Origin of the sequence: Shewanella sp. SG44-6, from assembly GCF_014164185.1 — a bacterium.
Taxonomy (GTDB): Bacteria; Pseudomonadota; Gammaproteobacteria; order Enterobacterales; family Shewanellaceae; genus Shewanella; species Shewanella vesiculosa.
Window position 1 is genome coordinate 22,899 of record NZ_JACJER010000046.1, and the last position, 11,306, is coordinate 34,204.

The following is an 11,306-nucleotide window of genomic DNA, read 5'->3' on the forward strand; positions in this document are numbered from 1 at the left end:
GATCGATGATTATTAATTCCCGCTTGGTAACTGCAACGAGAACTGGTTAATGGCAACATTATTGTCACCAGAAATCTGATTTACCTGCATCACGCCCTGCGCATCCAAAAAACTGTCTGGCGCGATGTCGGCTTGATAGTATGATAATTGATAAGATGACGGTGCCATTTGGCTCGTCACTTGAGTTAACGCCTCATCATTCAATCCCTGACCCACTATGGTTGCTAGGCTCGAATCGATGGCAATGCTGCCGATGTTAGCTTGTATGTTTTGCTCACCGCTGACTTGATTAATACTTGCTAAGCCTTGAAACTGAGCGAAAGCTTGGCTGTCTATTCTTGCAGTAAGTTGTTTATTGGATTCTGACAATGATGTTGGTTGAGGTAATAAACTGTAATTAATCGTTTGGATCGATGTACGCTGGCCTAATACATGACTGTTAGACTGAATATTAAAATCGCCAGCCGCTTGATTGATACTTGCTCGACCAGCACCTTGCATCACATGCGAACCAATAACAGTGGAATCATCAGCGTAAGAGGGGGCAACCAGCAATAATACACTGAGCTGTATTCCTCGTATTAATGACAATTGCAATATGTCGTAATGTGATTTGCTAATGATATCCATAAGATGTTCCTTCCATACCTGATATAAGGATATAGCAACCCTTATGCCAAATTTGAAAGTTAATAATTTTCAAATAGATAGTGTTTTTTTAATGCAGAGATATTCTTAAAGTTAAGAATGAAAATAGCTAGGTTATTGATATAAAAATTAATTATATTTTTAGACTTAATCTTAATGTTAAGACTCGATAAGCGAACTATACGGATGGCTAAATTAAACCAAATTAAATCAGCTATAAATCATGTTTATCCATGAGTCTATAAAAGGTAGCCCTTGAAATATCTAAATAACTTGCTGCAAGCTCAACTTGGCCATCAGCAATAAGAATGGCCTGTTGTAAGGCTTGTTTTTCGGCATTGTCTTTTAAGGTTTTAAGCGAGAGCGCGATGTGACGCTTTTTGTCAATATTAGCTAACTCTAGGTTTTGTGCACTGATCTGCGGCATGTCGCACAGTACCACAGCACGACGAACACGATTAATTAACTCGCGGACATTGCCTGGCCATGAATAGTTTAATAATGCGTGGCATGCAGATTGCGATAATGGCTTAGCCACCAGTCCATATTCATTCGAATACATTCGAATGAATCGATTAGCTAGACCGATGATATCATCACGCCTTTCTTCTAATCTTGGGGTGTTAATGGTTATGCCATTCAAGCGATAATAGAGATCTAACCTAAAACGACCTTTATCAATAGCACTTTCTAAATCAACATGAGTTGCCGCTAAAATACGCACGTCAGCCGATTGAGATTTACCGCCACCCACTGAGTCGTACAACCCCTCTTGTAAAAAACGCAATAAATTGACTTGTAATTCCGCGGGTAAATCACCTATTTCATCTAATAACAATGTACCGCCATCAGCCAATGCAATTTTGCCTTTCCGGTTACTTGTTGCTCCTGTAAAAGCACCTTTTTCATGACCAAATAAGTCTGATTGAATTAAACCTGCCGCCATAGCACCACAATTAACGGTAATAAGAGGTCTATCTTTTCTGGAAGATAATTGATGTAACTTAGTGGCGACTAATTCTTTACCTGTGCCTGATTCACCACGAATAAGCACTGGAATATCTGTTGGTGCAACTCGCTCAACTTGACGAAATAACTGTTGCATGACGTCTGATTGGTACACTGATGGCTCAGTTTCTTTGCCAGTTTGCTCAAGCTTTGGCGCATGATGCTGCTGTTTTAATTTAGATAAGCCGATGCCATGACCTAGACACTTTTCTAACCTTTCTGGATCGATTGGACTCGTGCAAAAATCCCAGGCATATTGCGCAATGAAGGTAGTAATATTTTTTATTTCGAGTTGTGATTTATTGATCAGTACAATAATATGGATCTTGGGGACCAAACTTTTAACTAAGTGGCTGATTTCATTTTCAATATTTCCTTTTCGAAGATCGATTAAGCATAGGGCACAATTATTAGGTATATTATTTTGATCATACTTATCAATGTAATGCAGCTTAAAATCTAATCGAGAAAGTACTTCATTTAGCTCCTTACACTGAAAACCTGCTATGAGTAACGTTTTCATGTTGATATCCTTTCGATAAAGAAATCACAAAAGGGCTAACACAAGGCTAGCCCGTGCATCTTATCTATAGATATAACCGGACAATATTACTTGAATATAAACCCTGCTGACATGTTAATCGTTTATATCATCGGTAACTTAATACATAAGTTAAGTAATGTAGTTACTCATGAGCAGTATCATTATTGGATTCAATATGGATACCCACTCAGAACCACACTTTGTACGTTTTAATCATCTTTTTATCGACTAATCACCCCAGATTGATCGTAATGATGACTAACTTTAATGTATCTGTTATCTCAGCTACATCTTTCTTATGACCATAGTATGGTACAGAAGTGTTAATAGTATACAAAAAGCAGTAATTAAATTGACATATATACAACATTTAACTATTGCCCCAAATATCCACATAAATCGGCGCTCAAAAACAGCTTACTCGTGCACAAGAGTTAACCGTGCTCTTAAACCACCTAAACAACTGTGTTATAAATATAACCTAGACTAATCGTTAATCCGTCTCACGGGCAGTAAAGTCGTTAAACGTAACCTAAAGATAGATATCTAGGAGTCCTAAAGGAACCGTCATGATTAAATACAATGCTTGTATAATGTTAAGTTCATTGGCACTAGTCACCTTATCTGCTGCAGTTAACGCAGGACAACTCCCAAAAAATGTTGAAGAAATTCGCGTATCAAAGGCGGAAAAAACCCTACCTCAGGTGGTTAATCGTTATCAAGCCATTAGTGATACCTTGGAGGTCAAGTTAGCTCAATCCACCGATGAATTAGCGGTGACAGAAATGGCAGCCCATCAAGGGCATAGATTATGGCAACAAGCTGTTAGGGATGTTCAGTCTGGACACAGTGATGATCGCTCCTTGTACTGGAGTCGATTAAGCATGCGTAAGGTCTTAAAACAAGACAAAGCAGGATTTAATCTTGCCGACTGGCAACGCGAGATTTTGGTCAAAGCGGTGGAGAAATCCTCCCGTGGCTTTAGTGATATTGAATTTTCTTCCGACAGCCAAATTAATATCTTGGTCACTGGTTTTGATCCTTTTTTCCTTGATAAGGATATCGGCCAAAGTAATCCGTCAGGTTTAGCCGCTTTAGCTCTCGACGGTTATCATTTTGAAGTTAATGGAAAAAAAGTACAGATTGAAACTGTGATGATCCCAGTGAGATTTAGTGATTTTGATAATGGTATTATCGAATCGTTACTGACACCGTTTTATCGAGAGAACAGTGTTGACATGGTATTTACCATTAGCATGGGTCGTGATAATTTTGATATTGAACGCTTTCCTGGACGTAACCGCAGTGCAGAGGCACCAGATAATTTAAATGTATTAACTGGAGCAAGTCGCACCAATCCAAAAGCACCGCTATTTAACGGTGGCACCTCAAACGATGGGATATTAAATGGTCCTGAGTTTGTGCAATTCTCATTACCTGTAGAGGCGATGGCAGCGGTAAAAGGTCACTGGAGTGTTAATGATAACAATCAAGTTAGCAGCTTATCTCGGGGCCAATTTAAAGCATCATCACTGGCTGAATTACAAAATGAAATTTCTGTAGAAGGCTCTGGTGGCGGCTATTTATCTAATGAAATATCCTATCGCAGTATTTTACTTCGAGATCAATTTAACTTGAGTTTACCGGTAGGACACATTCATACTCCACGCATTAAAGGTTACGACTCGCAAGTAGAGTCAGACATTGTTGAGCAAATTCGTGCCATGATAGCTGCGGCAGCGAGCACGCTATAATGTCGATACACTAAATTAACAGGCCAATACTTTACTTGCCTGAATCTTTCGTTAATCATTCAAGCAAGTGAAGCAACCCAAAATGTTTAAAAGTATTTTTAATCTCAGCCAACGCGCGCACCAAGCGTTAACGCAAGATATCCATACCAAGGAATCTTCATTATCAGCGCGCCCTCGCACCAAGCAACCACTAAACACGAGCGTTAGTAACCCCTTACAACTGCAGATATTGGCCAAAGTCGAAGCCGATTACCAGTTAGCCGAGCTGCATTTCAAACGCCAATTCCCCCGTCCTTGTGTGCATTTCAGCTTACGTGGAAAAAGCGCCGGCACAGCGCATTTACATGCGAATAAACTACGCTTTAACCCGGTGTTACTGGCTGAAAACCCTGATATTTTTATTAACGAAGTTGTGCCACATGAAATTAGTCATTTAGTGTGTTTTCATCTGTTTGGTAAAGTAAAACCTCATGGTAAAGAATGGCAAAGCGTTATGCTGACAACATTTAATATTGCCCCCAAGACCACTCACCAACTCAATACTCAGTCTGTCAGTGGCCAACAGTTCGAATATTTTTGCGCCTGTGGCAGCATCCACTTAACCATAAGACGTCATAACAGAATTGTCCGCGGCCAAACTCAATATCGCTGTCGCCGCTGCCAACAAACATTAAGCCCTTTTTCTCCTTAAATATTATCAATTGCGTCATCGCATTCGATGGCTTAACATCTGCCCAAATGACAGGCTAAGCCTGCGCTGTAATGATGTTTTTGTTAATTTTAGGGTTTATTTTGCGCTTATCATCCACTCACTCTTGGTTATTTGGGGTGTCGCTACTGTGCGGCATTTTTTCATCAACACTTATTGCGGCAGAACACCCCAGTAGTTTCGGTAAAGCCAAAACCATTGCCAAAAAGATCTATCAGCAACACTTGCCACTCAACACCTTCTATTGCGGCTGTGATATCGCCATAGCAGGTAAATTATGGCAGGCGGATCATGCTAGCTGTGGCTATCTGGTTAGAAAACAAATTATTAGAGCCAACCGTATCGAATGGGAACATATAGTCCCCGCCTGGGAATTTGGTCATCAACTGCAATGTTGGCAAGATGGCGGACGTAAAAATTGTGGTAAAAATAACCCGCAATTTAAAAAAATGGAAGCCGATTTACATAACCTTGTGCCTGCTGTCGGTGAGGTCAATGGCGACCGCAGTAACTTTAGGTTTAGTGATTGGGGCGGCAAAGCGGATCAGTACGGACAATGCGAGATGATTGTCGACTTTAAAGGCCGTAAAGTGCAGCCACCAAAAGGTGCAAGAGGGCCGATCGCTCGAACTTACCTTTATATGCAACAAACCTATGGTCTACAAATCAATAGTAGCCAACAAAAATTGTTTAATGCATGGAACAAAATGCAACCGGTTAGCACCACAGAATGTCAACGCGACAGCTTAATCGCAGCTAACCAAGGTAATCATAATGATTTTGTATTCAAACAATGCCAAAATAACGGCTTAGTTCGATAATTGGCGATCAAGCTACCCTTGAACAATTGATTAAATAAGGTCAACACTGATGAGAGTACCACGCATTTTTCAGCCCCAAGACAATTTACAGCAAGGGCAAACGCTTCAATTAGATGAAGATGGTGTTGCTCATATCGGCCGAGTATTGCGAATGGGAATGGGCGATCACATCAGTTTGTTTAATGGTGACGGTAATGATTACTTAGCCGAGATTAATGAAACCAGTAAGAAATCTATCACTGTCACGCTATTGAGTTGTGAAAAAAACCACAGTGAATCGCCATTAAACTTACACTTAGGCCAGGTGATTTCACGTGGTGACCGCATGGAATTTACCGTTCAAAAATCGGTTGAGCTTGGCGTAACCACTATTACGCCGTTATTTTCCGATCGTTGTGGTGTCAAACTGAGTGGTGAGCGTTTAGAGAAAAAACTGCAGCAATGGCAAAAAATTGTGGTCAGTGCTTGTGAACAATCTGGCCGCAGTATCGTACCTATTGTTCGCCCGGCAATGACATTGGCACAGTGGTGTGCAGAACCCACTGAAGCATTAAAACTGAATTTGCATCCAAGGGCTTCACATGGCATTAATGGCTTACAGTTAGACGGCCAACATCAAAGAGTAAGATTACTCATTGGCCCAGAAGGCGGTTTATCTGACGAAGAAATTGCCATGACAGAAACCCAGCATTTTACCGATATTTTATTAGGCCCTAGGGTGCTGCGTACAGAAACTGCATCATTGACTGCCATTACGGCATTACAAGTTAAATTTGGCGATATTGGTTAACATACCGATACCTCTCTGCACATTATTAAGGATACACACATGATTAAGCTCGGCATTGTTATGGACCCTATTAGCGACATTAATATCAAAAAAGACTCGAGCTTCGCGATGTTATTAGAAGCGCAAGCAAGAGGCTACCAATTGTTCTACATGGAAATGCATGATCTTGCTATGGTCAACGGCAAAGCCATGGCCAACATGCGTGAATTATCAGTTAAGCAAGATGCTAGTCAATGGTTTACCTTAGGCGAGTCCGTCGATACTCCGCTAGCAGAACTTGATGTTATTTTAATGCGTAAAGATCCACCGTTCGATACTGAATTTATCTATGCCACTTATATGCTTGAACGTGCAGAAGAAGAAGGCGTATTAATCGTTAACAAACCACAAAGCTTACGCGATGCCAATGAAAAATTGTTTACCGCATGGTTTTCTGAGTTTACCCCAGACACTATTGTGACTCGTGATGCTAAACGTATCCGAGCCTTCCACCAGCTAAAACAAGACATCATTTTAAAACCATTAGATGGCATGGGTGGCACCTCGATTTTCCGTGTGAAAAAAGATGATCCTAACGTGGGAGTGATTATCGAAACCTTAACCAGTTATGGTCAACAATACGCAATGGCTCAGGCATTTATCCCAGAAATCACTCAAGGCGATAAGCGTATTTTGGTGGTTGACGGTGAACCAGTACCTTATGCACTAGCGCGTATTCCGATGAAAGGTGAAACTCGTGGCAACCTAGCCGCTGGCGGCAGTGGCGTGGCTCAACCATTATCAGAAAGTGATTGGAAAATTGCTCGGGCAATTGGTCCAGAATTGAAAAAACGTGGCCTTATTTTTGTCGGCTTAGACGTCATCGGCGATAAATTAACTGAAATCAATGTGACCAGCCCAACCTGCATTAAAGAAATCGAAGCAGCATTTGACGTTAGCATTACTGGTATGCTCATGGATGCCATCGAAGCCCGTATAAGCCAGCAGAAATAGGATTATTCATGCATTATTTATCTATCTACACAAAAATAGTCAGCAGATTAATATTGGTATCTAGTTTGATTATAACTGGAGCAATGGCTGATGAAGTCATAGTGTCCCCTACTGTAGACAGCGCCGTAAGCAATAATGTGCCGACGGTCGGTCCATCAAGACCGAAAAATATTATCATTATGATTGGCGATGGTATGGGACCGGCGTACACCACAGCCTACCGTTATTACAAAGATAATCCTGAGACCGAAGAGATTGAACAAACGGTTTTTGATCGTTTACTTGTGGGGATGGCAAGCACCTACCCAGCCTCTGTAAGCGGTTATGTTACCGATTCAGCGGCATCAGCAACTGCGTTATCAACTGGAGTTAAAAGTTATAATGGAGCCATTGCCGTTGATACCGAAAAACGTCCGCTGACCACCTTAATGGAAAAAGCCAAAACATTAGGTTTATCAACTGGCGTAGCTGTCACCTCGCAAGTCAACCATGCAACACCAGCGGCATTTCTGGCTCATAATGAAAGCCGTCGAAATTATATTGATATTGCAGAGGCTTATTTAAGCTCAGATGCAGATGTGATTCTTGGTGGGGGTCAGCAATATTTCACCCCTACACTACTTGAGCAGTTTAGCGCGAAAGGTTATCAACACATTACTGAATTAGCCCAGCTTGAATCGGTTGCTAAACCAAAAGTATTAGGGCTATTTGCTGATGTCCAGTTACCTTGGGTAATTAACGATAACCAAGCGCATAACCTGAGTCATATGACCCAGAAAGCCCTAGATTTACTGTCACAAAATAACCAAGGGTTTGTGTTATTAGTAGAGGGTAGCTTAATTGATTGGGCTGGCCACAGTAACGATATTGCTACGGCCATGGGTGAAATGGATGAATTTGCTTCAGCAATTGAAGTGGTTGAACAATTTGTTCGTCAAAGTAAAAACACACTTATGGTGGTAACAGCCGATCATAATACCGGTGGGTTATCTATTGGCGCAAATGACAAATATGAGTGGAATCCACAGGTGCTACATAAGGTTAAAGCCAGCCCAGATGCAATTGCTACGCGCGCGATTGCCGAAGATAACTGGCAGCCTTTAACCGCAACACTTTTGGGTTTTACTCCAAGCGACGCACAATACAGCCAATTAGAAGCAGCTCGCATGCAAGGTAACGAACCACTGTCTGTCGCACTGCGTAAATTAATTGATATTCAGTCTAATACCGGTTGGACAACTGGCGGACATACCGCGATGGATGTTCAAGTATTCGCTGCAGGCCCTGGCGCAAGGTTGTTTAGCGGTCATCAAGACAACATTGATATCGCGACTAAAATGTTTAGCCTATTACCACAATAGAGACAAATACCTTAATCAATGCCGAACGACGATGACCCACACAATCCCCGCCCTTATCAGCGGGGATTGTGTTAATATCAGCGTGTTTATCTTATCACTAGCATTATGAGCAACTGACGTGTTAACAAATCCTTCTCAAGCCTTAATCAGAAACAGCCACTATTTTGAAAAGCAAAATGTGTTAGTGCTTAATTATGAAGCTGATACTTTTGCACATCAATGTCTTGAGTTTGCTCATCATGTTACCGCCCTAGCGTTGGATTTTAATCATCACCTGATATTGTCCTCTTGTACCAATGACAAATTACAGTGCTATTTTGGTCATCAATTACCTGATTCACTCGCAAGTTCAAAATTTGATAGTGTGATTATTTATTTTCCCAAAGCTAAACCGTTAATGGGCTATTTACTGCAACTAGCTGCGCAGCATTTATCTATTGATGGCCAGCTGATCATTGTAGGTGAAAATAAAGGAGGAATAAAGTCGATTGCTAAACTCACACCTGATTATTACTCGCCACCAATCAAACAAGATAATGCCCGCCATTGTCTAGTGTATGTCAGTTATTTAACCCAAGCAGCGCCAGCATTAACCCTTAGTGATTGGGTAAGCCAGTACTCACTAGAGACTCCGCAAGGGCAATTACAGATTTGTAATCTTGTTGGTGTATTTAGCGAAAAACGTCTCGATCAGGGCACTGAATTATTACTGTCGCATTTACCAGAAAATTTACACGGCAGAGTTCTCGACTTTGGTTGTGGTGCAGGGGTCATTACAGCGGCGTTACTCAAAGCTAACCCGACGCTAACTATTGAATGTATTGATATCAATGCGATGGCACTACTCTCATGCGAATTAACCCTTGCAGCCAATAATATGCGCGCAAAAATTTACCCTTCAGACGGATTCAATCAAATTGTCGGTAAATTTGACGGTATTATCTCCAACCCACCGTTTCATGATGGGTTAACCAACACTACAGATATCGCCACACAATTTGTCCAACAAAGCGCAACTCGACTAACCAGCAAAGGCATATGGCAAATTGTCGCTAATCGCCACTTACCTTATTCAGAGACTATTGCGACTCATTTTGGCAAAGTAGAAGTGTTAGCTGAAAACAATAAATATAAGCTATATTCCCATCAAGGTTAATCCCTCCTAAAAGCCCGCCAAATCTCACCTCAACTGGCTTAGTTCATGGGCAGCAAAGCTCATTACGGCTGGAATTACAGCTAAATATCAGCTAAATTAACGAAAAGGCAAAATAACGCACATTTTCGGCTTTGTTTCGTTGGTATGGTACTGGCGTCTAATGACCGAATATAAAAATAAAAATAAAGGATGTTATGTTAACGCCATCACTCGTCACATTAAGTGCAGATAAAAGCAAAGCGGAATTACGTATAATTCCCAATACCCATGGCCCCGTGTCGGAGGATGATATTAATGCCTTGCTGACACAGGCTGATTTTACGATGTTATTTCCGATTATCCCCGCGATTAATAAAGCCGTATCTGAAGTCAATGCACTTTGTGGCCAAACGCCTGGCGGACACGAACTCTTTTTTACGATTGCCGAGCGCAAAGATGGCTCTGTGAGCATCAGTGTCAGTGACGATAAAATGCAAGCAAGCATGAAAATCACTTCAGCTTGGGGCGGCAAAGATATCACCCTACCAGACATACTCAATACCCTGAAAACTCAAAAAATCAAAATGGGACTCAGCAAACCTAAGATTATGGCATTGATACAGCGTTTATCGATATTGCCCCCAGGTGAAACCTGTGAGGGGATCATAGCCTCAGGTAAGTTAGCCGTTAATGGCGAAGATGCAATATTAACCCGTAAAGTTGCCTTAGCTCGCGAGCGTCTATTGCAACCACAAGAACGCGAAGACGGCTCTGTTGATATGCGTGATTTAGGCTCACTCATTACCGTCAAACCCAACGATGTATTAATGATTAAAACGCCATTAACGACAGGGACTCCGGGGTTTAATATCCACGGTGATGTACTGCAACAAATTCCAGGTAAAGATAAATCTATGGAGCCCGGCACTGGCGCGAGCTTTCATCCTCAAGATCCCAACCAACTCATCGCCACCGTTCCTGGTCAGCCAGTGGAAAACCGTACTGGCATGCAAGTTGACGATATTCTGCAAATTAAAGATGTTGATGTTCGCTGTGGCCACGTTAATTTTAAAGGCAGTATATTAATTACCGGTGATGTGCACGAAGGTATGGAAGTTAAAGCCAGCGGTGATGTCACCGTGATGGGCTTTGTTGAGTCTGCCACTATTGAAGCTCAAGGTGATGTGATTGTCAGTAAGGGTGTTATTGGTCGAATGACTGTGAAGCAACTGCTTAGTGACTAAAATATTACCCAGCGCTTCTAGTTGTGAATATTGTACAAATTGGGCACAAATCTGTCCGGTAGCTTTAATTTTAGTACTCAGTTCATGCTCTTTAATCAAGCGACCAATAACACCCTTACTGACAATCACATCACCTTGAAGCGCTGGGTAATATTTTAGTCACTAAGCAGTTGCTTCACAGTCATTCGACATCTGGTGACACTATAACGGTCAGCGATGCTCAAGGAAAACGTGGTGACTTGGTCGGCGGCATTGCCACTGCTGCTAAAGGGATTAGGGCTATTGCATTTGGCGCTACG

At 41.6% G+C, this 11,306-nt stretch carries 11 protein-coding genes and 1 pseudogene; 9 read left to right on the forward strand and 3 right to left on the reverse strand.

Going from position 1 to position 11,306, the window contains the following annotated elements:
• Positions 1-12 precede the first annotated feature (12 nt).
• On the reverse strand, positions 13-630 hold the full coding sequence (locus tag H5185_RS10265) for a hypothetical protein (protein WP_182723395.1): 618 nt from the start codon (positions 628-630) through the stop codon (positions 13-15).
• A 232-nt stretch (positions 631-862) separates the two neighbouring features.
• Positions 863-2,179 (reverse strand): sigma-54 dependent transcriptional regulator, encoded by a 1,317-nt coding sequence (locus tag H5185_RS10270; RefSeq protein WP_182723394.1) that lies wholly within the window; start codon positions 2,177-2,179, stop codon positions 863-865.
• Positions 2,180-2,769: 590 nt separating this feature from the next.
• On the opposite strand from H5185_RS10270, the gene H5185_RS10275 reads away from it, so the two are divergent.
• From H5185_RS10275 to H5185_RS10310, 8 genes are all read left to right on the forward strand, one after another.
• The gene (locus H5185_RS10275) at positions 2,770-3,954 is read left to right on the forward strand and encodes a hypothetical protein (protein ID WP_182742022.1); all 1,185 of its coding nucleotides are present in this window, start codon (positions 2,770-2,772) and stop codon (positions 3,952-3,954) included.
• 82 nt (positions 3,955-4,036) lie between these two features.
• Positions 4,037-4,645 (forward strand): SprT family zinc-dependent metalloprotease, encoded by a 609-nt coding sequence (locus H5185_RS10280; protein WP_182742023.1) that lies wholly within the window; start codon positions 4,037-4,039, stop codon positions 4,643-4,645.
• A gap of 74 nt (positions 4,646-4,719) precedes the next feature.
• Positions 4,720-5,484 carry an endonuclease gene (locus H5185_RS10285; protein WP_182742027.1) on the forward strand — a complete coding sequence of 255 codons (765 nt, stop codon included), beginning with the start codon at positions 4,720-4,722 and terminating at the stop codon, positions 5,482-5,484.
• A 49-nt stretch (positions 5,485-5,533) separates the two neighbouring features.
• Positions 5,534-6,274: a 16S rRNA (uracil(1498)-N(3))-methyltransferase gene (gene rsmE / locus H5185_RS10290; RefSeq protein ID WP_182742024.1), complete on the forward strand. Its 741-nt coding sequence runs from the start codon at positions 5,534-5,536 to the stop codon at positions 6,272-6,274.
• A gap of 39 nt (positions 6,275-6,313) precedes the next feature.
• Positions 6,314-7,267 carry a glutathione synthase gene (gene gshB / locus H5185_RS10295; protein WP_124017316.1) on the forward strand — a complete coding sequence of 318 codons (954 nt, stop codon included), beginning with the start codon at positions 6,314-6,316 and terminating at the stop codon, positions 7,265-7,267.
• Between the two features lie 8 nt (positions 7,268-7,275).
• Positions 7,276-8,628 carry an alkaline phosphatase gene (locus tag H5185_RS10300; RefSeq protein ID WP_182742025.1) on the forward strand — a complete coding sequence of 451 codons (1,353 nt, stop codon included), beginning with the start codon at positions 7,276-7,278 and terminating at the stop codon, positions 8,626-8,628.
• Positions 8,629-8,746: 118 nt separating this feature from the next.
• The gene (locus H5185_RS10305) at positions 8,747-9,784 is read left to right on the forward strand and encodes a class I SAM-dependent methyltransferase (protein WP_124017314.1); all 1,038 of its coding nucleotides are present in this window, start codon (positions 8,747-8,749) and stop codon (positions 9,782-9,784) included.
• A 194-nt stretch (positions 9,785-9,978) separates the two neighbouring features.
• On the forward strand, positions 9,979-11,007 hold the full coding sequence (locus H5185_RS10310) for a DUF342 domain-containing protein (RefSeq protein ID WP_404948456.1): 1,029 nt from the start codon (positions 9,979-9,981) through the stop codon (positions 11,005-11,007).
• A 21-nt stretch (positions 11,008-11,028) separates the two neighbouring features.
• Here the strand turns inward: H5185_RS10310 and H5185_RS23435 are convergent.
• Positions 11,029-11,136 (reverse strand): annotated as a pseudogene (locus H5185_RS23435) (hypothetical protein); the annotation flags it as partial.
• A 41-nt stretch (positions 11,137-11,177) separates the two neighbouring features.
• On the opposite strand from H5185_RS23435, the gene H5185_RS22940 reads away from it, so the two are divergent.
• The coding region (locus H5185_RS22940; protein ID WP_404948457.1) for a hypothetical protein at positions 11,178-11,306 on the forward strand (129 nt) is incomplete at its 3' end.

Excerpts from the sequence above, each read along its gene's own strand:
- H5185_RS10265 (WP_182723395.1), bottom strand. The coding sequence starts at position 630 with ATGGATATCATTAGCAAATCACATTACGACATATTGCAATTGTCATTA.
- H5185_RS10270 (WP_182723394.1), bottom strand. The coding sequence starts at position 2,179 with ATGAAAACGTTACTCATAGCAGGTTTTCAGTGTAAGGAGCTAAATGAA.
- H5185_RS10275 (WP_182742022.1), top strand. The coding sequence starts at position 2,770 with ATGATTAAATACAATGCTTGTATAATGTTAAGTTCATTGGCACTAGTC.
- H5185_RS10280 (WP_182742023.1), top strand. The coding sequence starts at position 4,037 with ATGTTTAAAAGTATTTTTAATCTCAGCCAACGCGCGCACCAAGCGTTA.
- H5185_RS10285 (WP_182742027.1), top strand. The coding sequence starts at position 4,720 with ATGTTTTTGTTAATTTTAGGGTTTATTTTGCGCTTATCATCCACTCAC.
- rsmE (WP_182742024.1), top strand. The coding sequence starts at position 5,534 with ATGAGAGTACCACGCATTTTTCAGCCCCAAGACAATTTACAGCAAGGG.
- gshB (WP_124017316.1), top strand. The coding sequence starts at position 6,314 with ATGATTAAGCTCGGCATTGTTATGGACCCTATTAGCGACATTAATATC.
- H5185_RS10300 (WP_182742025.1), top strand. The coding sequence starts at position 7,276 with ATGCATTATTTATCTATCTACACAAAAATAGTCAGCAGATTAATATTG.
- H5185_RS10310 (WP_404948456.1), top strand. The coding sequence starts at position 9,979 with ATGTTAACGCCATCACTCGTCACATTAAGTGCAGATAAAAGCAAAGCG.